This is a genomic window from Pseudomonas lini (assembly GCF_001042905.1).
GTDB classification, from domain to species: domain Bacteria; phylum Pseudomonadota; class Gammaproteobacteria; order Pseudomonadales; family Pseudomonadaceae; genus Aquipseudomonas; species Aquipseudomonas lini.
In genome coordinates this window covers 570,627-596,833 of sequence record NZ_JYLB01000005.1, presented here as the reverse complement: position 1 = coordinate 596,833, position 26,207 = coordinate 570,627, and the positions used below count along the sequence as shown (strand labels likewise).

Genomic DNA, 26,207 nt, shown 5'->3' with positions numbered 1-26,207 from the left:
ATGACCACCGACTGGCACACACTCAATAGCGAACCGGGCCTGAAAACGCTGTATGTGAAGGCGGCAACGCGCCGCAAAATCACCGGCACCACACTGCCCGACCTGGGTTATCACTGCTGGGTCAATGTCGATCCGAAACACCTGGAGGCTTATCGCAAGGTCTGTGGTTTCGCCGACAACGGGCTGCTACCACCGACGTATCCACACATCCTGGCGTTTGCCTTGCAGATGCAATTGCTCACCGCCAAAGCGTTTCCGTTCCCACTGCTGGGGCTGATTCACTTGAACAATCGCATCCGCATCTTGCGCCCCATGGGCGGCGTGCACCGGGTGCGGGTCAGCGTGAAAGTGCAGAACCTGCAACCTCATGCCAAGGGGGCGACGTTCAATTTGGTGACGACACTCGACGATCAGTTGGGGCCGCTGTGGGAGGCTGAAAGCCAGATGCTTTGTCGCGGCGTCAAACTGGAAGGTGAGCCGGCCGAAGAAGCTTTTGCATCGACATTACTGCTGACCGAAGTCGCCCACTGGAAAGCGCCCGCGGACATTGGCCGGCGGTACGCCAAGGTGTCCGGGGACTACAACCCGATCCACCTGAGTGCGATCAGCGCGAAGCTCTTTGGTTTTCCCAGTGCCATCGCCCATGGACTGTGGAACAAGGCCCGTACGCTGGCAGCCCTGAGCGAACATTTGCCGACGGCAAACGTCGAGATTGCGGTGCAGTTCAGGAAGCCGGTGCGCCTTCCCAGTGAAGTGACGCTGATGTCCAGCGCGGCGGGGTCCAGCGGGGATTTTCAGTTGATGGGGGTGGGGGATTTGGAGCATATGGCTGGGCAGTGGCGGCCTGTTGCCTGATTTTGTGGCGAGGGGGCTTGCCCCCGTTCGGCTGCGCAGCAGTCGCCAAGCGCACTGTCAGACACTCCGCGTGCTCAGCCTTCAGGGCAGCTGCGCAGCCCAACGGGGGCAAGCCCCCTCGCCACAGTTCAGTGCTTACCTTGGGACATGGGCACCATAGATCAGGAACTAACCACCCCTGGAAACAAATTATTCAACGTCTCCAACAACCGCACGTGATAAATCGGCTTGCGAAACAAATCCAGCACCTGCAACCGCAACATATCACTCACATCATCCATATCCGCATGCCCCGACGTCACAATCACCGGCAAATGCTGACGCGCCGTATGCTCACGCAACCGCTTGATCAACGACATGCCACTCTCCTCCGGCATCCGCAAATCAGTAATCACCAACGCAATATCAGGGTGACAAGTCAAATGATGCAGGGCGAGTTTGACCGACGTTGCCGTAAAGCAAGTAAAGCCCTCGCCCTCCAGCAACTCCGCCAGTTCCAGCAACGCATCCTCCTCATCGTCGACCAGAAGAAGCTGTTGGCGAGGGAGCGCTGGAGCGTTCATGGGTAACACCTGCAATGGACTAAGCCTTGACGTTAGAAGCCCTTTGCGGGATTGGCAAATGACTGCCCAATGACAACCTTCAAATCAAAGCGCAGCTGCGATCGTGGTGAACATTGCGGTAACACTCGTCGCGATGGGTCCCGCAAATGCTGCGAGCGCGACAGCCACCATACCCGCAATAATCGCGTACTCGATACCCGACGCACCTTCAGTATCTTTGACCAGACCTCTGTAAAAAACGAATTCGGATTTGATCTTCTGAACAACTTTAATAAAGGACATGACGTGTCTCCTATGACAGCGGATGTTGCACGGCCGCAACATGATTCCCCTATGCCAGCATCAGCATTGTCGGCAAACCCAAGACCAACAACTGTAAGAACCTATTAATACTTAAGTAGTAACCGGTTCGTTGACGTCATGAAACAGCACTTTTGGCTTCAAACCGTTACTTTTGTCAGATATTTCCCGCCCTGTAATGGCGTTTTGCTCTACCTGCGCTACCGTCAAATAGCGAAATAGTTCGATGTTCATAGCTGCCTGATTGCGAAGTCATCTCGTTAGAACTCTTGGGGGGCGTTACGCAGCAGGAAAGGGAGAGCCTTCATGAACAGTCGCGTCACCATGGGCCTGGCCGGGCTGTTTCTGGTAGGCGCCATCATTGCCGGTTACTGGGGGCTGGCGCTGAGTCGCCAACCGGCACCCGAATCCATCGCGCAACCCGGCACATCATCGGCCCCGATACTGGCGTCGGTGGACGACCCGACACGCCAGCCGGTGGTTGTGCTGCTGCGTGACATAGCACCGTTCGAACAAATCACCGCCGCCGACGTGACCGTGGAAAAACTCCGTACCGCCCCGGCCGGCAGCCTGTCCCGTCTCGATCAAGCCATTGGCCGTACACCTTGGCGCATGCTGACTGCCGGCAGTTGGCTCAATGATGAAAGTTTCGAAACCGGCGGTGCACTGGCGCGAATGATCCGCCCCGATGAGCGCGCCTTGGCCGTGGCGGCGGATGACGTGGTCAATGTCGGCGGTCAACTGAGCCCCGGTGACTATGTCGACGTCCTGCTGTTTCTGCGCATGGATACCAACAACCTCCAGCAATCGGCCCAAGTCGTGGTCCCGGCGTTGCGGGTGCTCGGTGTCGGCGACCAGTTGGGGCTGATGAACGATGGCCAGCCTGCCAACCCGGCGCGCAGCACCGAAGAAAGACTCAAGCAGGAACAGCAGCGCGCCAGCGCCCGCACCGTTTTGCTTGCCGTCCCCGAACCCCTCTTGAGCCGCCTGATGCTCGCGGCTCAGGTCGGGGTTTTGCGCCTGGCCGTGCGCAGCGCCGAGGAAAAACGCCTGAACCAATACTGGGCCGGCAACCGCGATTCAAAGGCGAGCCTGGCCAGTGCCAATCGCGAACTGGTGCAGTTCAGTCAACTGGCCCTGGACGGCACACCCAAACCCGCCACCGGCGGCGCAGCACCGCGCAAGACGAGCGTGGAAGTCATCCGCGGCAATGAAGTCACCCAACAAACGCCCTGAATCGAGCGAGGACACTTCTCCATGCGCAGACGTTTCACGCAGTACTTGCTCGACAACGGCTGCTTCGATAAATGCGGTGGGTTATCGCAATGAGCCAGCCCCAGAACCTGAGTCAGACCTTCCTCGCGATCACGCGTAACAGCACCGACTTCGAGTGGCTGCAAGGTGCCCTTGCCCCTTTGGGCCGAGTGATCAGCGCCGGTGGCGGCAACCTCGATGAACTCTTGACGCTGGTGGACGTGACCTTCGCCAGCCTGGTGTTCGTGGGGCTGGACCGTGAGCATGTGGTGGCCCAGAGTGCATTGATCGAGGGTGCCCTGGAAGCCAAACCGATGCTGGCGATCGTTGCCTTGGGCGACGGCATGGACAACCAACTCGTGCTCAATGCCATGCGTGCCGGCGCGCGGGACTTCGTCTCTTATGGCTCACGCTCCAGTGAGGTTGCCGGCCTGGTGCGACGCCTGAGCAAACGCCTGCCGACCGTGGCGCCGAACCTGCAACAGAGTCAACAGGGTGGCCTGACCGTGCTTTACGGTGCGCAGAGCAATGCCGACGGAGCGCTACTCGCCAACCACCTGGCGCACGTAGTGCAAAAGAGCGGTCAGCAGACACTGTTGCTGGATCTGGGCCTGCCGCGTGGCGACAGCCTTGCGTTGCTGGGGCTTGAGAGCTCGTTTCATTTTGGCGATGCGTTGCGACATCTGAGGCGACTCGACGCGACGCTGATCGACAGCGCCTTCACCACCTGTGATGCCGGGCTGCGGATTCTCGCCTACGCCAGCAACGACGAACCGTTGGAGCAGACCAGTGCCGCCGAACTGTACATGCTGCTCAGCGCCTTGCGTCAACATTTCCAGCACATCGTGGTGAACCTCACCGGCCAGTCGGACAGCGAAGCGTTGCGCACCTTCGTCAGCCATTGCGACAAGTTGCTGTGGTACACCGATCAGAATGTGCTCGACTGTCGACGCAACCTTGAAGTGCTCGGCCGCTGGCGCGAAAAAGGCCTCAAGCTCGACCACGCCAGGTTGCTGGTGGACCGCTATCTGCGCAACGTCGCGCCAGACTCCGACACCTTGAGCAAAAGCTTCGGCATGGAGGTGATGGCGGTCCTTGTCTACAGCCCGGAAGTACGGCTCAGCGCCAAGAATCAGGGGGTGAGCCTGTTTGAACTGGCCCCGCGCGAAAACCTGACCCAAAGCCTGCGCGCCCTCGGCGAACGACTGGCTAAACGCTCCGAAGACCTGGACAAACCCAAGGCTGGCTGGTTTGACCGATTGAGGGGCGCGCAATGAGCGGGGAAAAACTCTTCGGCGCTCCCCCGCACGGGCCGGCCGGCAATACCGACCACGAAGGCCTGAAACTGGTGCTGCACCGCTACATCATCGACGCCATCGAAGAGTCCGGAAAAAACCTGCTGGAAGGTTCGCGGCCAATGCTGTCGCAGTTCGTCATCGACAAAGTCGCCGAATACATCGCCCGTTTGCACCTGGCGATTTCCCGTTATGAGATGGAACGGCTGGCTGAAGAAATCGTCGACGAGCTCACCGGTTTCGGCCCGCTGGAGGTGTTGCTGCGCGACTCCTCGGTGACCGAGATTCTGGTCAACGGCCCACACCGGGTGTTCGTCGAACGCGAGGGTGTGTTGCACCTGAGTGACCTGCGATTCATCGACGACCATCACGTCGAGCGGGTGATGCAACGAATTCTCGCGCCTCTGGGGCGACGGCTCGACGAGTCTTCACCGATGGTCGATGCGCGCCTGCCCGACGGCAGCCGGGTCAACGCGATCATCCCACCCATTGCTCTCGATGGCCCGTGCCTGTCGATTCGAAAATTCCGCAAGGACATGCTCAAAAGCTCCGATCTGATGGCGATGCAAACCATCGATCAGGCGATCTTTGAATTTATTCAGGAGGCCGTGGGCAAGCGTTGCAACATCCTTGTCAGCGGCGGTACCGGCACCGGCAAGACCACGCTGCTGAACATTCTCAGCCAGTTGATCGCCCCTCACGAACGCCTGGTCACCATCGAAGACGTCGCCGAATTGCAACTCGGCCACCCTCACGTGGTGCGCCTGGAAACCCGACCGCCGAATGCCGAAGGCCACGGCGAAGTGAAGGCCAGCGATCTGATTCGCAACGCGCTGCGGATGCGCCCGGACCGGATCATCCTCGGCGAGATTCGCGGCGTCGAAGTGGTCGACGTGCTCACCGCAATGAACACCGGGCACGACGGTTCCATGAGCACCGTGCACGCCAACAATGCCCAGGATGCGCTGTTGCGCCTGGAGACCCTGGTGGGCCTGACCGGACGCTCCATCGCTGAACGCACCCTGCGGCAAATGATCTGTGCGGCGCTGGACGTGGTGATCCAACTGACACGCCTGCCCGATGGCCGCCGCTGCGTCAGCGAAGTGGTGGAGGTCGTGGGTATCCGTGATGACATCTACGTGACCAATACGCTGTTCCGTTTCGACCGACGCACCGGTTTCGGTTTTCTGCGCGAGGCGGTCAACCCCGCCGGCGATAAATTGCGTCGTGAATCGGCGCTCTCTCCCTTATCGCACTAAAGGATCACGGCATGCTCAAACCGGCGCTGCTCATCCTGATTTGCCTGACGTTGCTGGGCCTGTCGATCCGTTTGTTCTACAACGGTCTGCGCCAGACCGGTATCGATCGAACCCTGGGTCGCTTGATGCAGGGGCAACCGCAACTGACGGTGGCGAAATCATCCTGGGCTGGCCTGGAACGGGCCTTCCTACGCGCCGGTCTCGGTCGTCCTACCGAGCGCTTGGGGTTGTGGCTGTTGCTCTGGGCCTTGGGCATCTTGCTGGGATTTGCCCTCGCGAGCTGGATCGGTTTGCTGGCGTTGTTGCTGATGCCGCCCCTGGCTCTGCGGCTGTACATCAGTTGGTGCTACCAGCGCCGGCTCAAGCGCATGATCGAACAACTGCCGTCGTTGCTCGATCACACGGTGCGCAGTCTGAAGTCCGGGCGCACCCTGGCCGATGCGGTGCTGGTCGCCATCGACGCCGCCGAAGCCCCACTGAAAAACGCCATGGGCCGGGTTCAGCGCAACGTGCACCTGGGCGTCAGCCTGCCTGACGCCGTCACGGACTTCGCCGAGCTGTACGAGAAAGACGAGTTTCGCTTGTTCGCGCTGGGCCTGAAGGTCAATCACCGCTACGGCGGTAATGCCAGTGAGCTGTTTGAGAACCTGATCAAAATGATCCGCGAACGAGACCAGGCTGCGCGCCAACTGCGCGCCATGACGGGCGAAACCCGCATCACGGCGGTGGTGCTGGCCCTGATGCCCGTGGGGCTTGCCGCCTACTTCTTGCTGTCCAATCCGAAATACCTGCTCGCCATGTGGAACAGCAGCTCGGGGCAAATGATGCTCGCGACCGCGTTCGGCCTGCAGGTCGTGGGTTGCCTGGCGCTCTGGCGCATGTTGCGTAGCGTATGAAAATAGCCCTGCTGATCAGCGCACTGTTGTTTCTGGCGGCCACGCTGTTGCTGCTCAGTGGGCTGTTGGACCAACATCGACGTGCTCGCCAGGTGGCTCAACGACTGGACGGCAAACCACTGAGCGACCATCGCGTCAGTCACTGGTTGCAAGCACTGGGCGACAGCCGCATCGGCCAGCGCTCGGTCAAACTGGACAACGAAACTCAAATGCTGCTCAACCGCCTCGGCTGGCGCAGCGCCCGGCAACGCTCGCTGTTCGCTGCCTGTCAGATCGGCATACCGGTGCTTGCGTTGGTCCTGAGTCTATTGATCCAGAGCGTGTTCTTCCCGCAGGTGACCAACTACTGGATCACCCCGGCCTTCGCCACCGCCCTCGGTTATTTGTTGCCCAAACGCTTGCTGGCCGCTGCCGCACACCGTCGGCAAAGACAACTGGCGATCGAGATTTCGACCCTCATTCCACTGCTGCGCATCCTGTTCGAATCCGGCATGGCGGTGGAGCAGTCGCTGCGAGTGCTGAGCATCGAAGGCAAACAATTACTGCCAGCCCTGACCCATGAACTGCGCCTGATACTGACCCGGGTCGACTCCGGCCTGGAGCTTGGCGAAGAACTGAACAAGGCCACCCAGTTGCTGGCGGTGGACGAGTTCACCGACACCTGCGTGATTCTTCAGCAATTGATCCACCAGGGCGGCGGCGCCATGAAATCACTGCTGGGGCTCAAACTGCTGCTCGATGACCGACGCCTGACACGCTTGCAGGAATACATCTCCAAGATGTCCGCGAAAATGTCCGTCGTGATGATGTTGTTTCTCTTCCCGGCATTGCTGATCGTACTGGCCGGACCCAGCTTCACCGCATTGGCTCGAGCCTTTGGTCGTTGAAAGGCACAGCGGCGATCCCGTAGGAGCGACCTGTGGCGAGGGGGCTTGCCCCCGTTTGAGTGCGTAGCACTCACAAGATCTTTGGAACATCAGAGATTTTGGGGCTGCTTCGCAACCCAACGGGGGCAAGCCCCCTCACCACAGGCCCGCACCTATAGGGGATCAGCTGTGTGGCGCGGGCTTCGGCACGTCGACGTTATCCAGCATTCGGTTCACCGCCAGCTCGGCCAGCATGATGACCTGCTGAATCGCCAGGATCGTATGCCGCTGCGGGGCGTCGACATACGCGGCAATGTCGCTGGTCATGACGCTGGCTGAAGCCAGTGATTCGCAGACATGGGCCAGCAGGCTTTCGTTGTCCATGTCCGGGGCGACCATAAACATCCTGCTTGGCTTGCGGCCTTCGGGTTGTTTGGGCGGTGGCTTGAGGTAGTGGTCTAGCGCCCGTTCGGCGGCTTCGTTGAGTTTTTTCGAATCGAGGGATTCGTAGGGGGAAACGTCGTCGGTTTCAGGGGGATTCGGTGTGGCTTTGAACATGGTGACTCCTCAGATTTGAAATGGAGCCACTTCCAATTGCCGCGACGCAATTTTAGGTGGCAACTGTACGCGGGTTCGCGGACCGAGATCTGAGTAACTCGACATACCCGAAGGTATCCCGCGCACAGTCGCCATAACACGAAACGACAGACACAAAAGTGCTGTTGCTAGGTGGAGCGATTATGCATCAGATCAAAGGGCCGCGACGCCCGGTCGCTGAATTGTCAGCGACGGACAAAGGCTAGAGACGCAGCGTCCGACGGGCAACCTGAAAAACATGTGGGAAGGTTCTGATGTTTTTACCGACCAATAAACATCGTTGTCTGTAAGGCCATCTTCGCGGGCAAGCCTCGCTCCTACAAGAGGGTCGGCGTATGTCTAAGAGAGATTGGTCGGCTGTCAGGCCGCCAGGATCAAAAGATCGCAGCCTTCGGCAGCTCCTACAGGGGAAACGCATATTCCGCGTAGGAGCTGCCGAAGGCTGCGATCTTTTGATCTGACTTGATATCCCACAGCTGAACGGTGTACGTCTGCAATAAGGGGCGTCGACATACGCGGCAATGTCGCCGGTCATGACGCTGGCCGAGGCCAGTGATTCGCAGACATGGGCCAGCAGGCTTTCGTGATCCATATCCGGGGCGACCAGAAACATCTTGCTTGGCTTGCGGCTTTTGGGTTGTTTGAGCGGTGGCTTGAGGTAGTGGTCGAGCGCGCGGTCAGGCAGCGGTGTGGCAGCTGTACGCGGGTTCGCGGACCGATCCCCGAGGCAGCTCGGCATACCCGAAGGTATCCCGCGCACAGTCGCCATGACACGAAACGACAGATACCCAAAAGTGCTGTTGTTTGGTGGAGCGATTATGCCTCAAGAATCGAGCCGCGACGCCCGGACGCCGAATTGTCAGCGACGGACAAAGGCTAGAGACGCAGCGTCCGACGGGCAACCTGAAAAACATGTGGGAAGGTTCTGATGTTTTTACCGACCAATAAACATCGTTGCCTGTAAGGCCATCTTCGCGGGCAAGCCTCGCTCCTACAAGAGGGTCGGCGTATGTCTAAGAGAGATTGGTCGGCTGTCAGGCCGCCAAGATCAAAAGATCGCAGCCTTCGGCAGCTCCTACAGGGGAATGCGGTGAGCCAAACTACAGGCCGAGCGTTAGCTCGCCTGCCGCTTTTGATCTTGATCCACCCGCCCCTTCGGGAGGCTGAGTGGAGGTGTTCATCTGGGGATTGGCGCGCAGCGCCGTTCGACGCAGTCGAACCCATCGCATGTAGGTCGTAGCGAAGCAGACCGTAGGGCGATGCCCCCAGATGGATACCGGAACGAAGGAACGCCGAGCCTCAGCGAGGGGCCGTACGCTTGGGGCGAGACCTTTTGGTTCCTTTTGGGGCGTTTGCCAAAAGGGACTCGCCGTAAGGGCGAAACCATAAGTGGCCGTTACCGCAGAAATGGATATGTACTCAGTCAACAAACTACAGGTCGGCTGTCAGGCCGCCTTCGCGAGCAAGCCCGCTCCCACAGTTGATCGGCGTATGCGCCTAGTGCGCAGTAAGCCGCCGCACACCAGCATTACCAGGCGACAACGCCAACGCCACTTGCGTGCGATTATGCATATGCGTCAACCGCAACACCTGCGACACATAAAGCTTCACCGTGTTCTCGGTAATCCCCAACTCACAGGCAATCTGATAATTGGTCTGCCCCTTGCCCACCAACCGCGCCACCTCCAACTGCCGCGGTGACAGCTGATTGAAAACCGCCGGCATCTCCACCCGCTCCGACTCACTGAATGCACCATCAGCCGAATCCGACAAAGGTGCAGAGGACGGCCCCCGACGAACCTTGTCCAGATCCTGATACAACTCGTCGATCGACTCACAAAGGTACTGCAGCTTCTGACTCAAATGCCCCAACTGCAGGTTTTTCTGCCGCTCCTGCAACACCACTTCCTGGCGCTGCAAGCCTTCGAGCAACTCATCCAGATCAATCGGCTTCTGATAGTAGTCAGCGAACCCGGCGCGCAAGGCCTTGATCACATCCTGCTTGTCTGCGCGGCCGGTGAGCATGATCGCCTCGAACGCCCGGTGCTTGCCGGACAACCGTTGCAACGCCTGGACGAGTTGAATGCCATCCATGTCAGGCATCTGCAAATCACAGAGCACCAGACCGATATCCTCATATTCATTGAAACGCTCGATCGCCTGCTTGCCGGACTGACAAGGAACACAGCGATAACCATTGCGCTCGATGAACTCGCACAGTTCTTCGACAATCAATGGTTCGTCATCGACCACAAGGACTTTTATTGCGGAGATTAGCTTGTTCACGTGTCACTCCATGCCAAGTCTGGCTTGACCGTTCCTGTACCCACTGCCCACAGGTGTACAACAACTGTTTTGAAAGTAGACGCACTTTCCAACTATGTACATAGAACGGGGGCGCCCGGCGACTAATGCATCCAGACCAGCGTGAGCAACATGCCCACCAATACGAACGGCGCAAAGGGCTGTTTTTTTGACGTTCCTGGGCCCAGATAACGAAGACGATCCCTAAGCCCCTGCCCCATATATAGCCAGAGTCTTGGCGCCAGCAGCAGCCAGAACGCACTGGCCAATCCGGCACCGATGAAACCGCCGAGCAGGTGCATACCGTCCGTCGCAAGGCCCAGCGTCGCCATCAGTTTCACGTCGCCCGCCCCCAGGCGTCTCAACGCATAACCAGGCAAGGTGAAGGCCAGAGCCAACAACAAAGCCCAGCCGCCCTGCACCGCCTCGGCCCCCAACCATGTGGTGCCTGTCCATAACAGATACGTCAGCGCCAATACACCCACGCCAAGGGTCAGGGCATTGGCGATGTGCCGCTCTCGGACATCCTGCGCTGCGCAAAGCGTCAGCCAGATAAGTAGGACAAAGTTCTGCATCCGGTAAAAAACGTCCGTTTTGGCTGAATGATTCTATGCTGATACTACGTCGTGATGGTCAGGGTAGACGCACTCATGAAAACAGGCCTCCCCCGCAAACAAAAAGGTGCCGTGGCGATTGAGTTCGCTTTGGTGTTCATCATCTTTTTCGCCGTGTTTTATGGGCTGGTCAGTTACAGCCTGCCGCTGTTACTGATGCAATCGTTCAATCAATCGACGGCCGAAGCGGTGCGCCGCAGTGTGGCGCTGGACCCGAGCACCGCCAATTACGACACCGCCGTCAGAAACATAGCGACCACCGAACTGACCCGGCAACTGGCCTGGATTCCCGCCGCGCTGAACTTCAATGTGGCCACTGACGCCAGTGCCACTTATATCGGTGGCGTGCTGACGGTCACCATCAACTATCCCACCAGTAAACTGAATCAGGTCCTGCCGTTTTTGGTGCTGCCGGGGATCGGCTCGGTGCCCAATCTGCCAGCGACTCTTACCGCCCGATCGAGCCTGCAATTTTGAGTTCCGGGGACAAGCTCTTCGGGCGTCTGCTCAATCGCCAACCGCCACAGCCCTCGAACAGTGCGGACACGCCGAGCGTGCAACGTGTCGGTTTGCAGTTGCATCTGAATGACGAGGGCCGAGTGATTCAGCTGAGCGGCCCGCTGCGGCATCTGCTGGCGCAACAAATCCCCGGCGCACAGGCACCGCACCTGCTCGATTATCTGATGCCCCATAGCGGCTTGTCGGTCGAAGGCGCGCCTGCCGAGTGGCAGGGACAGAGCCTGGACCTGGATTTTTTCAGCCTCGGCGAACACCCCTTGCATCTGCGTGGCTGGGTGCAGCCGTTGGGCGAAAGCTGGCTGTTGCAGTTGATCGACATCGGCGACCTGCTGCTCGAACGTCGACAAGCGCGCAGCCGCGAACAATGCCAATTACTTGCGGCGCAGATCAGCGAACAGTTGCGCCTGTGCAGCCTGACGCGCTTGCCCGAGGTGCTGGCGGAGCAACTGCAAGGTCTGGCCCAGCGCTTTCAGATCCCTTGCATCGCCATGGCCTTGCTCGACGAACAGGCCGAGGGTTGGCTGATCCACCAGCATTACACGGCCTTCGATGCCCCCGGCTTGTGGGAAATCGACCAACGCCTGGGCACCGGTCTCGACAGTTTGAATGGCTCCGCCCCTCAGCAACTGATTCCCAGCGAACACCCGCGCCTGCAAGGCATCTTCGGTAACGCCGAAGGGTTCGCGGTGCCGTACCACAATGCCCTGGGCGTGGTGGCCTGGTTGCTCTGTGGTTTCTACCCGGCGCAACAGCGTGCTCCCGACCTTAGCGAGCGCGACTGGTTGCAACTCACCGCCGCTTTGGCCGGCCCGCTGCTTGAGCGCTTGCGCGAGCATCAGCACCATCTGCAACTGGAGCGGCTGGAGTCTCTGCAAGCCTTGCTCGGCACTGGCTGGTGGGAGGTCTTCAGCGACACCGCCGAGGTGCAATTGGCGCCGTCGCTCGCCGATACGTTGAACCTTGCGAGTACTCGTTTGCCGCTGCACGACTGGCTCGAACAGATCCATCCCGCCGACCGTGAAGAGCTGACGATTCGCCTGCAAACCTTGCAGGACGAAGGCGCGCCGTTGCTGCTGTGCGTGCGCCTGCATCGCCCCGACGCAGCGCAAACGCCAATCTGGTATCGACTACAAGGTCAGGCCTTGGGCATCGGCAGAAACCGGCGGCTGGTGGGTTTCATGCTCGACATCAGCGACATCAAAAATCAAGAGCAGAACGCCGCTGCCGCCCATGCCCGGCTGGACAACCTGATCGCCAGTTCACCGGCGGTGATCTACGTGCAGCGCTATGTCGAAGGTGCGCTGCAACCGACATTTTTCAGCGACAGCTTGTTGCCGCTGCTCGGTTGGTCGCTCGCCGATTGTGCCGCCGGCGCGCTGGTGGAACGGGTTCACCCCGAGGACCGCGACGGCTATTTCGAGCGCACCCGGCAACTGCTGCGCGAAGGTTCAGTGCGTGCCCGTTATCGGCTGCGCGACAGTCGCGGCGATTACCACTGGCTGCTCGACGAAGCCAAACTGCTGCGCGACGATCTCGGGCTGCCAGTGGAAGCCGTGGGGCTGTGGCTGGATGTCACCGAAGCGACCTTGGCTGCCGAGAAAGTAAAACAGAGTGAAGAGCGCTATCGGATCCTGGTGGAAGATTCCCCGGCGATGATCTGCCGCTACCTTCCAGACCTGACGCTGACCTTCGGCAACCGCCCGCTGGCGACCTATCTGGAATGTCAGCCCGAGCAACTGCCGGGGGTCAACCTGGGCAGCTGGATGTCGCCGGAACAGCGTGAAGCGTTCCTCCAGCGCCTCAGTCACCTGAGCCCGGAGTTCCCGGTCAGCACTGCGGAAATCAACCTGCAACTGCCGGGACGGGAACACGCGTGGTGGGTCTGGTCGGATCGCGGGGTGTTCGACGAGCAAGGTCGTTTGCTTGAGATTCAGGCCGTGGGCCGCGACAACACCGAAGTCCGGCGTGCCCAACAGCAGCTCACCCAAAGCGCGAAAATGGCCACCCTCGGCGAAATGGCCACCGGGCTGGCCCATGAAATCAACCAACCGCTGAACGTGATGCGCATGGCCATCGTCAATGTGCTCAAGCGTCTGAGCAATGGCGATGCGCAAATCGATTACCTGACAGACAAACTCAACCGCATCGACGCGCAAGTCCAGCGCGCGGCGCGGGTGGTGGATCACATGCGGGTATTCGGTCGGCGTTCGGAGATCGAGCAGCACCCGTTCAATCCGGCTCAAGCCATCGAGGGCACGCTGTCACTGCTGTCCGAAGGCATGCGCGGCAAAGGCGTCGAGCTGCGGGTCAGCGAGACTGGATTTGAAGTGCAGGTGCGCGGTTACGTCGATCAGCTGGAACAGGTGCTGATCAATCTGATGGTCAACGCGCGGGATGCGCTGCTGAGCAAACGCGAGGCCGACCGGGAGTTCAAACCGTGGATTTCGGTGTACGCCGAACGTGATGAATACTCGGTGCGACTGTGGGTCGAGGACAACGGCGGCGGCATCGATCCACGGCTGCTGGAGCGGATTTTTGAACCGTTCTTCACCACCAAACCGGTGGGTGTCGGCACCGGGCTCGGGTTGTCGGTGAGTTACGGCATCGTCGAAAACATGGGCGGTAAGTTGAGTGTAAGAAATTCGACCGAGGGCGCGCGGTTTTGTATCGAGTTGCCGATTGTCGCAGACGATCAGATCACCAGCGTCGCGCGTCCCGAATGACAGCTGAGGTTGGCACCGACGTCGACCTTGTTCAAATCGATCCCAAGGCTCAACAGCAAGGTGTTGATCAAACTATCGAGCAACGGGCTGAGCACGCTGTTGATCGCGCTGACCAGCAAGGTGGTGACGCTGCTCAGGATCGTCCCCAGACCACTGACAAGACTGCCCGACGGGCCATACATGTCCACGTGAATGTTAAGCGGCGTGTTGAGCAGACTGCTAACGATGCTGCTGGTGGTAAACGAGTAGTAGAACGGTGGCTGGTTGATTTCCGGCAGGCTGGTAGCGGGTGGTGCGGAATAGACGTGGGATATGTTGGCGTTCGCCGCCACGCTGGTGTCGGCAACGATATCGATACCGCCACCGACGCCGGGCACACGCGGATCGCAGGTGATAGGCAAGAACAGAATCCTGCGACAGGTTTTGATCCCGATATCGATCACCTTCAACGGCTGCACCGTGACCGCAGGCGGCGTGGTGTTGCTGCCGAACATGCTGGCCGCATCGATCCGGCCGATTTTCAGGTTCACCAGCGATGTACTGGTGCTGGTGGTCAGGGTTTTGTTGGTATTACTGACGCAGCTGTAGGCCGTGACGTAACTGCTGGCGCTGGCGACCTCCAGCGCCACGTCGAGCCGTATCGGCCCCGGCAACAGCTTGATGTCGGGTGTCTGGCAGGGCACGCCCAAGGCACAGGTCAGTGAATTGAGCACCGCCACCAGGTTGAGATTGAGCAAGGCATTGAGGGTGTTGGTCAGCGGCCCTGCAAGGTCCGCCACTGCATTGACCAGCGCCACAATGGCGTCGAGTGCCGGCAGGTCGATCGACAGCAATGTGCGCACCTGCGCGGTTCTCACGTAGATCCGATTGGGCCCCAGTGGATCCAGCGCCGCGTTTTTCGGGTTGCCGATTGCCGAGAGTTGCGGCGGCTCCAGCACCTGCACCCGGGCCGTGATTTGCGCCAGCCCCGCCAGATTGATCGGCAGCGTCGCCACCAGGCCATTTTTCTTGTTGGCCAGTTGCACGATGCCTTCAATCAGGTTGAACACACTCACGTTCGTCGCCAACGCCGAGATATTGCTGCCGTTCTCGACGTGCAGCATATTGCCCAGCACCACGGTCGTTGAGCCAGCGGCAACCTTGAGTGCTTGCAGACCGACGATGGTCGCCGTCGCACCGAGCGTGCCGCCGGGGTCCAGCACATTGACGGCTGTCTGGATCAGCTGACTGACGGCCACCGAAGTGCCCAATACCTGCTCATACCCGGCGGCGTTGAGGCCGAGGTCGACCTTCAATCGATCGAGGTAACCGAGCAGGCTGATGTTGGTGTTCACCAGACCCTGCCAGCCCGCCACGGAAAGGTTCAGATTGCTGCCCAGCAAACCACCGAACAGTCCATTGAGGGTGGTCGACTTGCTGGTATCGATAGTCAGCACCGTACTGCGAATGGTCAGCGATGCCAGCGGAGGTGGCAACGCCGCGACGGCGGTCGCGGTCAGGTTGAGGGTCGCCCCGGCTGGAGCGCCGCCGAACAGGGCGCCGATGCCGCCGGCAAAACTCTGCGGGACCGAATGGCTGGCGATCACCCGAATGGCTTCGCTGCTGCTCGCATTAACCGTAAAAACCCGAAGATTGTTGGCGTCCAGGGTCAAGGTGCCACAGGCTACCGCCAGACTGCGCGTGGGATCAGGAAGGGTGAAGTTGTTGCGGTTTGCGCTAGAGGTGGCATAGGCGGTAGCGGTGGCCCCCACGGCGCAATCACCGTTGCGCGTGGCGGCCTCCAGCGCGGCCATATCCGCCACCCGCTGCAAACTGCGCTTTTCCAGGTACAGGCGGCCGCTGTCGATCATGACCAGCAGAAACACCAAGGCCATGCCCAAGGCCAGCACCGCCATCAAACCGATCGCTCCCCGTTGCCGGGCCGGGCTACGAAACTGCAAGCGGAGAGACATGGCGCACTCCTTTGCCGGCGCACTGCCGAGGGCTACTTCCATTGGTGTGGAGCAGTGTAGTAGGCGCGTTCACAGGTTGCCGCAGATCAAACTCAAAAGATCGCAGCCTGCGGCAGCTCCTACAGGTGTACATCAATCCCCTGTAGGAGCTGCCGCAGGCTGCGATCTTTTGATCTTCCTGCTACTTATCTCGGTGGATAGTTAGCCAATATCCGCCCGACCGTCTCGCGGATTTTATTGCTACGGTCCTGCGGGTTCGGTGTGCGGCTGAGCGTCTGCTCGTCGCTGCCGCGCCACACCAGTTTGCCGTCCTTGCCATCAAGCAGGTCGACCTGGATGGTCGCTACCTTGTAGCTGACGTTGCGGGTTTCGGTGTACATCGGCCCGCCCCAGTAGCCGTACCATGGGCCACCATAACCGCCGCCATAGTTAGTACTCACCTGTTGCTGGCGATCTTCGACAATCAGATAGGCCTGTACCTTCAGATCCGAGCCAGCACCACCGGCGGCTGGTCGCAAGCCACGCTGATCCAGCTGATCGGCAACGGATTGGCGGATGCGTTGTTCGGTCAGGTCACTTTTGATCCGTGGGTCATCGGGACGGTATTGCACGGCGGGCTCTTTCCAGCTCCAGCTACGGTAGGCGGCAAAGTCGCGGCTGGCATCGAAGTCATGATTGACCTGGTTGGCGGCGCAGGCAGTGAGCAGCGCGGCCATGGCCAGTAAAGCGAGACGGCGGAACATGATTTTTCTCCGATAGAAGACATGCACCTGCGGGATGCTTCCTGTATAGGAAGCTAACTAGGAGGATACGCCGACATGGCCTTTTCGACAGCTTCGCGTATGGCATCGGCACGCTCGCTCTGGCTTCCCTGACTGCTGGTTTCGGCACTGGCGCTCCATACCGGCTGACCGGTGCTCGCGTCGAACAGATCGACTCGCACCACCACCACTTGTACCTGATAAGTGCGGATGACCGGCACCGTGTTGTACATGCCGTAACTGCTGCCGTAGCGGTTGTAACCGCCATAACCACCGCCGTAGTAACCCCCGCCGTAACCATAGTCGTCCTGCACCTGTCGCAAGCGGGTTTCCAGATGCAAATCGGCGCTGACCAACAGGTCCGCCGGGCGGTTGTCGTGCAGCGGGCGCAAGCCGCGTTGATCGAGGGCATTGCTGACCGCTTCGGCCACCTGCGCCGAGTCGGCCCAGGCCGTGCCCGGTGGCAGGCGTCCGTTGAGCCAGGCCCAACTGCGATAGCGGCCGTAATCGCGGGGATCCGCCGGGTAGGCGCTGCGGTCGAAGGTGGTGGCGGCCTGGGGCGGTGCCGGTGGCAGGGGATTGGACGTCGCGACATAAGGGTTGCTGCCCTGACAGGCCGCCAACCCGAGACAGATCACCAGCAACCCTGAACGACTTTTCATTTCGCGCTCCGGTCAGATCGGCCGACAGATCCAGTGCAAATAGCGCCCAAGCCCGGCGAAGCTTGGGTGACGGCGGTGGGCCAGTTCCATTTCCAGCAAGTCCGGTAGCTCGACGCGGGCCTGGAATTCCACCGGCATGTAGTCGTAAAAAACCCGCACCCCACTCTGGGTTTCGACCTGCCACATGCTCTCAAGTTGCGCCGCCAGTTCCCGTGGATCAAGTGGCTGTTGCGGAGTCAGGCTCTGCTTCTCGCCGGCCATGTCATTCTTGCGCATCTTGCGGAAATGGCCCTTGAGCAGGTTGCGGTAGATCAACGCATCGCGGTTGTAGAACGCCAGGGACAACCAGCCGTCCGGCTTCGTCAACTGATGCAGCACCGGCAGAATTGCATGGGGTTCGGCCAGCCATTCCAGCACGGCGTGGCACAGCACCAGATCGTAAGGTTCGGTGAGCTGACCGAGCAGGTCCTGCCACGGTGCCTGGATGAACGTCGCCGTCTGCCCCGCTTCGGCGAAGCGCTGGCGGGCACCTTCAAGCATCGGTTCGGCGGGTTCGGCGAGGGTCACCTGATGACCCCGCTCGGCCAGCCACAACGACATGTGGCCCAGGCCTGCGCCGATGTCCAGGACGCGCAACGGGCGGTCCGGCAGGGTTTCGGCCAGGTCGGCTTGCAGCACGGCGAGCCGGATCGCACCTTTGGCGCCACCGTAGATTTTTTCGGCGAAGCGAGTCGCCAGCTGATCGAAATGACGGTCGCTCATCAGCTGAACCGCCGTTCGCTGTCCGCGAGTTTGCTGCGCACCACTTCATTCATGTCCAACCCCAACTCGCTGCACAGCAGCAGTAGATACAGCACGATGTCGCCGATTTCCTGCCCGGCATGGGCGAGCTTGTCTGCCGGCAATTGACGCGACTGGTCTTCGGTCAGCCACTGGAAAATCTCCACCAGCTCGGACATTTCCACGCTTGCGGCCATGGCCAGGTTTTTCGGGCTGTGAAATTGCCGCCAGTCATTGCGGTCGCGAATGGCGTGCAGGCGTTCGGTCAGTTCAACAAGGTTCATCGGGCTCTCCTGAAGACGTATAGCTTCAGGGGGATGGCGGGTGAAGGCAAGTGGCAGCGTTGTGCCTGCGCACTTGCGCCATACTCAAAAAGATCGCAGCCTTCGGCAGCTCCTACGCAGCACGATCCATAGCCCAACGCTCGGATCCGGCAACCACGCCACCACTCCATCGGGACGTACACATGCAGGTAGAAAGCTTTTTCGAATGGCTCGGCCAGATAATCGGCTCGGCCATCCGGTTCATCATCGATGCCCTCAGTGGTCTGTTCAACCTGTTGAGCAACGCCGGCAGCAATTTTGTCGAAGGGTTGGCCCAGGCGCTGGGCATGGACACTTCGATCGTCAGCATCATCACGCTGATCATCGGGCTGATGCTGCTATGGGCCGCGATCCGCGCCTTCATGAACGCATCGATCATCATGGGGATTATCTGGTTGTTGCTGGGATTGTGGTTGCTGAGCTGGATTGTTCACTAAAGCTGCGCCCAATTAATGTGGGAGCGGGCTTGCTCGCGAAAGCGGTGTGTCAGTCGACTGACATGTTGAATGTAAGAAAGCCTTCGCGAGCAAGCCCGCTCCCACATTAGATCTCTGATGTTTTGTAGATTGCGTTCGCTTAACTGAACACAATCTGCCGCTACAATGCAGGCGCCCCCAAGGAGCCTGCATGCCCAACCTGATTGCCGACTGGCGCGACCGTCCGACCCATCGTCGAGTCTGGGCGCTCGCCGCCCCGATGATTCTCTCGAACATTTCCGTACCGCTGGTGGCGCTGGTCGACAGTACCGTCGTCGGCCACCTGCCCCATGCTCATCAGCTCGGTGCTGTCGCAGTGGGTGCCAGTCTGTATACCTTTCTTGCCTGGGCCATGGGCTTTCTGCGCATGGGCTCCACCGGGTTCGCCGCCCAGGCTGCCGGGCGTGGGGATGGCGCAGCGTTGCGGCAGATTTTGCTCCAGGGTCTGCTGTTGGCCATGGGCCTGGCCATTCTTTTAGGGACGCTGGGCGTGCCGTTGAGCGGGGTCGCGTTGCACTTCATGCAACCGTCGGCGGAGCTGGATCAGCTCACCCGCGAATTCTTCCACACACGGCTGTTCGGCTTGCCGGCGGCGCTGGCCAGTTACGCGCTGGTGGGCTGGTTCCTCGGCACCCAGAACGCTCGAGCTCCGCTGGCGATTCTGCTGAGCACCAACCTGGTCAATATCGCGCTGAACCTGTGGTTCGTGCTCGGCCTGGAGTGGGGTGTGGTCGGCGCGGCCCGGGCCTCGGTGATCGCCGAGTGGACCGGCGCACTGATCGGCCTGTTCATGACCCGCAAAGCCCTGCGCGCCTACCCCGGCCATATCGCCTGGGCCGCGCTGGCGTTGTGGCAGAGTTGGCGCCCATTACTGGCGGTCAATCGCGACATCTTCATCCGCAGCCTGGCGTTGCAGTCGGTGTTTTTCCTGATCACTGTGCAGGGCGCACGGCTCGGCGATGCCACAGTTGCCGCCAATGCGTTGCTGCTTAACGGTCTGCTGCTGACCGCCCACGCGCTGGACGGTTTGGCCCACGCAGTCGAAGCACTGTGCGGACACGCCATCGGTGCTCGCGACCGAGAGGCCCTGCGCCGCTCATTGGTGGTGGCGTGCGGTTGGTCGTTGCTGGCGAGTGTGGGGTTTGCCTTGCTGTTTCTGCTCGCCGGGCACCTGTTCATCGAGATGCAGACCGACATCCAGAGCGTGCGCGACACCGCCTTCCTTTACCTGCCTTACCTCGCGGTGCTGCCGCTGATTGCTGTCTGGAGTTACCTGCTCGACGGCCTGTTCATCGGCGCCACCCGCGCTCGGGAAATGCGCAACGGCATGCTGCTGACGTTGATCCTGCTGCTGCCCTTCGCCTGGGCGCTGCAAGGCTTGGGCAACCATGGATTGTGGATAACCTTCCTGTTGTTCATGTTGCTGCGCAGCCTGACCCTTGGCGCGTTTGCCTGGTACTTGCGCAAGCACGACAGCTGGCTCAATGGATGACGAGGGTCTGCTTCAGGGTTGATCGTTCTGCCACAGGTTGCGCAATCTATCGAGACGCTCCTGCTGGGTGGCTCCCGACAACGGCTGCCCGGCCACTGCGTAGGGATGCTGCAAGCGCAACCATAACCAGCCATCGAGCACCGCACGTTCGCTGAAACCCAGCGCCAGTCCTTCCTGCAAGTAAGCCCACAAGCTGTTGTAGTCGGTGTTGGTGGATCGGCTCCAGCGCCAGGTGTGTTGTTCCAGCAGGCAGGTTTGCAAGGTCTCTCGCTGACGCAGGCTGAGGTTTTCTTCGATGGCCAGCGGCCGGACGGCAAGCCGCGGATTGAACAACTGCTGCCAGCCCTGACAGCCTATGGCCCGGTCGGCCCAGGTGCCGCCGAACCAGCGCAACTGATCGATCGGACCGAGCCAGCGACTCAGCTCCTGCGCATCGCAAGCATCGAAAAAATAACTCGCCGTGTGTGGGTTGTAGTAACTCAACAAGGCCCGGTGATGCAGACCCAAGGTGACCGCGAGCATGCGTCGCAAATGCTCCAGCAGCTGCGATGACGATGCTTCACTGACCAGCAGCAACCCGCTCCAGGTATGTGGCGCACTTTGGCACAGCTCGGCCAATGCCGGGCATTCGCGAAGGTCGACCAACACCGGCCCGCGCTCACGCAAGGGGTGAAATTCGGTGCCTTCGAACAGGCTGAACCATCGGGCATGAACAAACTGTTGCCGCAAACTCGCGCCGGCCTGAGGCACGCCCGGAACATCGAGCAACAGCCATTGCGGGGTCGGATCGACCGCTTGAGCGGCGATCATGCCGCACCGCTCTGGCCGAGCTGCATCGCCGCCCGGCAGGTGCAAAAGGACTGCGCGCAATGACTGAAACTGCCGCCGCCGGGCAGCAGGCACAGGAGGACCAAGGGTTCGCTGGATTGCAGCATGCCCAACAAGCCGTCGAACGCCGGGCCGGCATCGGTCGTCAAGGAGGGTTGCAGGTCGGGTATGACTGGATCTGCGCCGGGTAGAAATCCGCTGATCAAGGGTTGATCCGGATCGCCTTCGATAAAGCTCACCAGCACCTGCGCCCCTTCACTCAACGGCAGGGTGCCCGCGCCTTCCAGCTCGGGAGCCAACGGCAACCAGCAGTGGCTGGGCGCTGCGCCCTCCCCCTGGTAAAGCCAGTCAAACTGCACGGCAACCGATCTGGACAGATCCGGTTGAGACTCATCGACCTCGACCACCCACGCCCGCTGCAGGCTATGCATCCTGGGTTTCACGCCCGAATGAGGTGCCACCAAAGGCATTTCCTGCCCAACGGCGCGCAGTTGATTGCTATAGGGAAGCCCCGGTTCCTGGCCCCCTTGATGCTCGACATGGGTCAGTAGCCAGAGTCGATTCCAGTCCACACACGGATGACCGGACAGCGGCATCAGTTGGCCGCTGCGCAACGTCGCCAGATTCGTCTGGCCTTCGGCGATCTGCCCGCAACCGTGAAGCTTGAACTGATGCACACCTGGCCGTTCGATCTCACCCTTGAAGACGCTCTCTTCGCCACGGATAAACTGCCCCAGGCCATCACCGAAAACCAGACAGTGTCCGCGTGAGCCGTGTTCGAAGTAGTAATGAAGCCGTTCCTGGGCGCACAGACGCTGGAGAAATTGCAGGTCTGATTCCCGGTACTGCGTGCAGAAATCACGGGACGGGTAATCGCCGCTCAGGTCGAAGCGCCGACTCTTGTCGGCAATACCGTGTTCCTTGAGCACCTGAGCGAGAATCTCCGGCACCGAGCGCTGGCTGAATATCCGCTGATTGAAGCGCTGGGCCAGACACGCCAGCCTGGGTCCAAGACGTACACGACATAACCTGGGTTCACCTCCATTGCCGAGCTGAACGAGGCCCAGCAACTGCCCGTGAATACCTTGCCCCAAGGGCCCGAAGTGCAAAAAGGCCGAGCGATACAGCAGGCTTGCGAGGTCCAACGTTGGATCAATGTTCAGCAGATCCACGTCGAACACAAAAGGCTCGCTGATGGCTTCACTACCGGTAAAGGCCAAGACCTCAAAGGGGTCAGGAAGACCCGCTATATCCAGACGAAATGACGGCTCGTTGACTGGATCGAACATCGGCGATTCTCTACAGGAGGGGCGGCCGGGGATTCTCGCTGAGAGACATGGCCGAGTAGAGTGCCGAAGTACAACTTAGGAAATGGCCTACGTGAAAAGAAGACCACATCGCTTGGATAGCCCGGTCCGTGGGTCATTTCGCTTAAAAAGAGAGAAGTGTCGCACCAGGCCATCTGAAATTTCCCCAACGTATGGAGAATTTTCAGACAACCCGATGAGAACGGAGCCTTACCTCAAGAAGACAGGTAAGACGAACGGGTCAGGCCCAAACGCAAGGCATCGAGGAACTGGGTGCGCTCGGCGGCGCTGATGCGGGCACTGGCGCACTTGTCGCGGTAGTGGGTCATCAGCTCTTCCGGCGACAAGTGCACGTAACGCAGCATGTCTTCGATGGTGTCGTGGGTTTCGATACCAGCGTGGTACACGCTGCCGTCGGCGTTCTGGTAGATGTTCACCGAGTCGGTATCACCGAACAGGTTGTGCATGTCGCCGAGAATTTCCTGGTAGGCACCCACCAGGAAGATCCCCAGCAGATAGTCTTCACCTTCGTTCAAACCATGCACCGGCAGGCTGGTTTCGATGCTCTGCTCGTCGACGTACTGCTTGATCTTGCCGTCGGAGTCGCAGGTCAGGTCTTGCAGCACCGCACGGCGCAGCGGCTCTTCGTCGAGACGGTGCAGCGGCAGGATCGGCAGGACCTGGCCGATGGCCCAGGTATCCGGCAGGCTCTGGAATACCGAGAAGTTGCAGATGTACTTGTCGGCCAGCTTGTCGTTGAGTTCGTCGAGCACCTGACGGTGGGAACGCTGACGGGCCTTCAACGAGTTGTGCAAGCGGCGGCAAACGGCGAAGTAGCATTGCTCCGCCAGGGCTTTTTGCGCCAGGGTCAGCTTGCCATCGGCGTATTGAGTGGCCACATCGCTCATATAGTGCGTGGCGCGCCAGTAGGTCTCGGTGACCATTTCGATGTCGGTCGGGCCGAGCAGGTCAACCAGCCACTGCACGGTTTCCGGCAGCTCTTCCTTGTTATCGATCTTCGGCACGTCGTCGTTGTGTTTCTCGACGTCGGTTACCTGAACCACCAGCATGGCGTGGTGAGCGGTCAGGGAGCGGCCGCTTTCAGAGAAGATGTTCGGGTGCGGCAGGCTCTGCGCGTCGCAGAACTCCTTGAGCATCCCGACCACGACACCGGCGTAATCGTCCATGTCGTAGTTGATCGAACTGGCGTTACGCGAGTGAGTACCGTCGTAGTCCACACCCAAACCGCCGCCGACGTCGATGTGATCCACCGGCAGGCCAAGGTTGCGCAGCTCGCCGTAATAACGGATCGCTTCCTTGAAGCCGTGCTGGTAGTCCGCCAGGTTGGCGATCTGCGAACCCATGTGGAAGTGCAGCAGGCGAATGCCCTGGTCCAGGCCTGCAGCGCGGAAACGCTCGACCACCGACAGCAGTTGCGCCGCCGACAGGCCGAACTTGGATTTTTCACCACCGGTGTCTGCCCACTTGCTTGACGCCAGGGACGACAGACGCACGCGCAAGCCGACCTGCGGCTTGACCTTGAGCGACGCTGCTTCTTCGATCACCAGACCGACTTCAGATTCTTTCTCGATCACGATGAACACGTTGTGGCCGAGCTTCTGGCCCATCAGCGCCAGACGGATGAACTCGCGGTCCTTGTAACCGTTGCAGACGATGGTGCCGCCCTTCGGCGCCAGCGCCAGTACCGCCAGCAGTTCCGGCTTGGAGCCGGCTTCCAGACCGATGGAAACGTTCTGGGTGGCGATGATGTTTTCGATCACCGCTTCTTGCTGGTTGACCTTGATCGGGTACAGAGCAGTGTACTTGCTCTGGTATTCCAGGCGTTCGATGTTGGCGTCGAACGCACCCGTCAGCTGACGCACGCGGTCTTGCAGGATGTCAGGAAAACGCACCAGCAACGGTAAGGACAAACCGCTTTTGCGCAGTTGGTCGACTTGCTCGAAGAGGTCGATAGGCGAACTGGTCGGGCCGTTCGGACGAACTTCGACGCGACCGGCGTCATTGATCGCGAAATACCCGGCCCCCCAATGGCGAATCCCGTAAACACTGCGGCTGTCCGCAACTGTCCATTGGCTGCCATCGTCTTTGCGTGTGCGTCGTACGGACATCGAAGTCCCCTATAAAGAAGTCATAGAGCGTCGCCTGGGTTCAGGCCGGCGCAGTCTAAAGTATGAAAATGACGGTTCGTCAACGAGGGGGTAGACCTCGCTGACCGCAGTGAGTTTAGAAACCGGTCATGAACAGGCTCTGTGAAAACCATGGAGACGACGCCAGACCTGAATGAAATCGGGACTGGATCAAGCCGCGGGTGGTTTTCACAGAGGCTGCTAGCCGCCGGACTTCTTCGCCTTGAAACCGTGTTTGATCAGCTCGGCCAAGAGTAGCTCGACATGATCGCCCTGGATTTCGATGATTCCGTCTTTCAACGCCCCGCCGGTCCCGCAACGTTTTTTCAACGTGGTGGCCAGATCCTTGAGCGCGTCTTCGGCCAACGGCACACCGGTGATGGTGGTCACCGTCTTGCCGCCACGACCCTTGCTTTCGCGACGCACGCGAGCGATGCCGTCGCCGGCCGGGATAACGGTTTGTTTGCAGATGCAGGCATCCACCGGTTGACTGCAATCCGGGCAATGACGACCTGCGTCGGTGGAAAATACCAGGCCACCAAGGGCGGCGAAGGATGCGGCTTTTTTGGCCACCGGCAATCCTCTTGGGAGGACAAAGACTGGTCGTGGCAGGGCCATCGACCGCGAAGCCCCACTCAGGCAGGGGCAGCGCTACTGAAACGGTACAGCTCTGTGTATGAGCGTAGGAGCTGACGAGTGCAACGAGGCTGCGATCTTTTGATTTTGCCGTTAAATCAAGATCAAAAGATCGCAGCCTCGTTGCACTCGTCAGCTCCTACAACAAGCATTACCGGTTCAGTTTGAAAAGGTCGCGCAGTGTAACGGCAAAAACGCCGATTGCTAAGAGCCAATCGGCGCCAATTTATAGCTCTTTTGCGACGTTATTCCCTTGGGCGCGAAGATAGCGCTGCAAGGCCGCCAGAGAGTCCGGGCAATAAGGCTTCTGCGTGATTTCCAGCAGGACCTGATCGATCGGGATGAAACGCGCTTCAAGCACTTCTTCCGGTTGCAGGATCAACGGGCCGTCCCACACCGCCGAAAACGCCGAACACCAGAGTCGGTTGCCGGTGTCCTCGAAGAAAAAGTGATCATGGGCGGTCAGTTCCACACCGCTCACGCCCAGCTCTTCTTCCAGCTCACGGGCCGCCGATTCGGCGTAAGTCTCAGTGGCCAGCACCATGCCGCCGGCCGCCACGTCCCAGTAACCGGGGTATATCGCTTTGCTCAGGGTACGTCGGTGCACGCACAGTTCACCGGCAGAATTGAACAGCATGATGTAGGTGCCGCGCCCGATCAGCTCGCGTTCGCGCAGCTCGGAGCGGACCAGCGCGCCGAGCAGGTTGTCCTGCTCGTCGACCCAGGCGATCTGTTCGGCATCGGAGGCCGCGCGATGGGCGGCCTCACGCATGTCATCAACGGAACTATCGACCATGA

General features: G+C 60.0%; 25 protein-coding genes and 1 pseudogene. 10 read left to right on the top strand and 16 right to left on the bottom strand.

What is annotated here, in order from left to right:
- Entirely contained in the window at window positions 1–855 is an 855-nt protein-coding gene (locus TU81_RS18015; protein WP_048396196.1) for a MaoC family dehydratase, read from the top strand.
- A 161-nt stretch (window positions 856–1,016) separates the two neighbouring features.
- Here the strand turns inward: TU81_RS18015 and TU81_RS18010 are convergent, their stop codons facing one another.
- On the bottom strand, window positions 1,017–1,418 hold the full coding sequence (locus tag TU81_RS18010; RefSeq protein WP_048396195.1) for a response regulator: 402 nt from the start codon (window positions 1,416–1,418) through the stop codon (window positions 1,017–1,019).
- A gap of 84 nt (window positions 1,419–1,502) precedes the next feature.
- Window positions 1,503–1,700, bottom strand: coding sequence for a Flp family type IVb pilin (locus tag TU81_RS18005; RefSeq protein WP_038978808.1), 198 nt, complete (start codon window positions 1,698–1,700; stop codon window positions 1,503–1,505).
- Window positions 1,701–2,024: 324 nt separating this feature from the next.
- On the opposite strand from TU81_RS18005, the gene cpaB reads away from it, so the two are divergent.
- From cpaB to TU81_RS17980, 5 genes are all read left to right on the top strand, one after another.
- A complete protein-coding gene (cpaB, locus tag TU81_RS18000; protein ID WP_048396194.1) occupies window positions 2,025–2,954 on the top strand; it encodes a Flp pilus assembly protein CpaB in 930 nt (309 codons plus the stop codon).
- Window positions 2,955–3,043: 89 nt separating this feature from the next.
- A complete protein-coding gene (locus TU81_RS17995; protein WP_038978806.1) occupies window positions 3,044–4,249 on the top strand; it encodes an AAA family ATPase in 1,206 nt (401 codons plus the stop codon).
- Window positions 4,246–5,526: a CpaF family protein gene (locus tag TU81_RS17990; RefSeq protein ID WP_038978805.1), complete on the top strand. Its 1,281-nt coding sequence runs from the start codon at window positions 4,246–4,248 to the stop codon at window positions 5,524–5,526. The genes TU81_RS17995 and TU81_RS17990 overlap by 4 nt, the downstream gene beginning before the upstream one ends.
- An 11-nt stretch (window positions 5,527–5,537) precedes the next feature.
- The gene (locus tag TU81_RS17985; RefSeq protein ID WP_048396193.1) at window positions 5,538–6,422 is read left to right on the top strand and encodes a type II secretion system F family protein; all 885 of its coding nucleotides are present in this window, start codon (window positions 5,538–5,540) and stop codon (window positions 6,420–6,422) included.
- Window positions 6,419–7,309 (top strand): type II secretion system F family protein, encoded by an 891-nt coding sequence (locus tag TU81_RS17980; RefSeq protein WP_048396192.1) that lies wholly within the window; start codon window positions 6,419–6,421, stop codon window positions 7,307–7,309. Before TU81_RS17985 ends, TU81_RS17980 begins: the two co-directional genes overlap by 4 nt.
- A gap of 162 nt (window positions 7,310–7,471) precedes the next feature.
- On the opposite strand, the gene TU81_RS17975 is transcribed toward TU81_RS17980, so the two are convergent.
- From TU81_RS17975 to TU81_RS17965, 4 genes and pseudogenes are all read right to left on the bottom strand, one after another.
- The gene (locus tag TU81_RS17975) at window positions 7,472–7,846 is read right to left on the bottom strand and encodes a DUF6124 family protein (protein ID WP_038978802.1); all 375 of its coding nucleotides are present in this window, start codon (window positions 7,844–7,846) and stop codon (window positions 7,472–7,474) included.
- A 538-nt stretch (window positions 7,847–8,384) separates the two neighbouring features.
- Window positions 8,385–8,564 (bottom strand): annotated as a pseudogene (locus TU81_RS30825) (DUF6124 family protein); the annotation flags it as partial.
- Window positions 8,565–9,382: 818 nt separating this feature from the next.
- A complete protein-coding gene (locus TU81_RS17970; RefSeq protein WP_048396191.1) occupies window positions 9,383–10,171 on the bottom strand; it encodes a response regulator transcription factor in 789 nt (262 codons plus the stop codon).
- A gap of 122 nt (window positions 10,172–10,293) precedes the next feature.
- On the bottom strand, window positions 10,294–10,764 hold the full coding sequence (locus tag TU81_RS17965) for a prepilin peptidase (protein ID WP_038978800.1): 471 nt from the start codon (window positions 10,762–10,764) through the stop codon (window positions 10,294–10,296).
- Window positions 10,765–10,839: 75 nt separating this feature from the next.
- Here TU81_RS17965 and TU81_RS17960 point away from each other — a divergent pair, with 75 nt between their 5' ends.
- Together TU81_RS17960 and TU81_RS17955 are read left to right on the top strand one after the other, a co-directional pair.
- Entirely contained in the window at window positions 10,840–11,280 is a 441-nt protein-coding gene (locus TU81_RS17960) for a TadE/TadG family type IV pilus assembly protein (RefSeq protein WP_007907464.1), read from the top strand.
- Window positions 11,277–14,045, top strand: a complete 2,769-nt coding sequence (locus tag TU81_RS17955; protein WP_048396190.1) for an ATP-binding protein — start codon at window positions 11,277–11,279, stop codon at window positions 14,043–14,045. Before TU81_RS17960 ends, TU81_RS17955 begins: the two co-directional genes overlap by 4 nt.
- Here TU81_RS17955 and TU81_RS17950 read toward each other — a convergent pair.
- The 5 genes from TU81_RS17950 to TU81_RS17930 all read right to left on the bottom strand — a co-directional run bounded on the left by TU81_RS17950 (window position 14,015) and on the right by TU81_RS17930 (window position 18,484).
- Entirely contained in the window at window positions 14,015–15,997 is a 1,983-nt protein-coding gene (locus TU81_RS17950) for a pilus assembly protein TadG-related protein (protein WP_048396189.1), read from the bottom strand. The two genes, TU81_RS17955 and TU81_RS17950, sit on opposite strands and share 31 nt — an antisense overlap.
- A 185-nt stretch (window positions 15,998–16,182) precedes the next feature.
- A complete protein-coding gene (locus TU81_RS17945; RefSeq protein ID WP_038978797.1) occupies window positions 16,183–16,740 on the bottom strand; it encodes a DUF4136 domain-containing protein in 558 nt (185 codons plus the stop codon).
- Between the two features lie 53 nt (window positions 16,741–16,793).
- Window positions 16,794–17,420, bottom strand: a complete 627-nt coding sequence (locus tag TU81_RS17940; RefSeq protein ID WP_048396188.1) for a DUF4136 domain-containing protein — start codon at window positions 17,418–17,420, stop codon at window positions 16,794–16,796.
- Window positions 17,421–17,432: 12 nt separating this feature from the next.
- On the bottom strand, window positions 17,433–18,182 hold the full coding sequence (locus tag TU81_RS17935) for a methyltransferase domain-containing protein (RefSeq protein WP_030128232.1): 750 nt from the start codon (window positions 18,180–18,182) through the stop codon (window positions 17,433–17,435).
- Window positions 18,182–18,484 (bottom strand): MazG-like family protein, encoded by a 303-nt coding sequence (locus TU81_RS17930; protein WP_008011269.1) that lies wholly within the window; start codon window positions 18,482–18,484, stop codon window positions 18,182–18,184. Before TU81_RS17930 ends, TU81_RS17935 begins: the two co-directional genes overlap by 1 nt.
- A gap of 182 nt (window positions 18,485–18,666) precedes the next feature.
- Between TU81_RS17930 and TU81_RS17925 the strand changes: the two genes are divergently transcribed.
- Both TU81_RS17925 and TU81_RS17920 read left to right on the top strand, forming a co-directional pair.
- Window positions 18,667–18,960, top strand: a complete 294-nt coding sequence (locus tag TU81_RS17925; RefSeq protein WP_008011267.1) for a hypothetical protein — start codon at window positions 18,667–18,669, stop codon at window positions 18,958–18,960.
- Between the two features lie 190 nt (window positions 18,961–19,150).
- Window positions 19,151–20,491 carry an MATE family efflux transporter gene (locus tag TU81_RS17920; protein ID WP_038978794.1) on the top strand — a complete coding sequence of 447 codons (1,341 nt, stop codon included), beginning with the start codon at window positions 19,151–19,153 and terminating at the stop codon, window positions 20,489–20,491.
- A 12-nt stretch (window positions 20,492–20,503) separates the two neighbouring features.
- Here the strand turns inward: TU81_RS17920 and TU81_RS17915 are convergent, their stop codons facing one another.
- The 5 genes from TU81_RS17915 to TU81_RS17895 form a co-directional block, all read right to left on the bottom strand.
- Window positions 20,504–21,301, bottom strand: coding sequence for a DUF4123 domain-containing protein (locus TU81_RS17915; RefSeq protein WP_038978793.1), 798 nt, complete (start codon window positions 21,299–21,301; stop codon window positions 20,504–20,506).
- A complete protein-coding gene (locus TU81_RS17910) occupies window positions 21,298–22,608 on the bottom strand; it encodes a contractile injection system protein, VgrG/Pvc8 family (RefSeq protein WP_038978792.1) in 1,311 nt (436 codons plus the stop codon). Before TU81_RS17910 ends, TU81_RS17915 begins: the two co-directional genes overlap by 4 nt.
- A 233-nt stretch (window positions 22,609–22,841) precedes the next feature.
- Entirely contained in the window at window positions 22,842–24,755 is a 1,914-nt protein-coding gene (gene speA / locus TU81_RS17905) for an arginine decarboxylase (RefSeq protein WP_008069058.1), read from the bottom strand.
- A gap of 219 nt (window positions 24,756–24,974) precedes the next feature.
- Window positions 24,975–25,346 (bottom strand): translation initiation factor Sui1, encoded by a 372-nt coding sequence (locus TU81_RS17900; protein WP_007907444.1) that lies wholly within the window; start codon window positions 25,344–25,346, stop codon window positions 24,975–24,977.
- 289 nt (window positions 25,347–25,635) lie between these two features.
- The gene (locus TU81_RS17895) at window positions 25,636–26,205 is read right to left on the bottom strand and encodes an NUDIX hydrolase (protein ID WP_007907443.1); all 570 of its coding nucleotides are present in this window, start codon (window positions 26,203–26,205) and stop codon (window positions 25,636–25,638) included.
- Window positions 26,206–26,207: the final 2 nt, after the last annotated feature.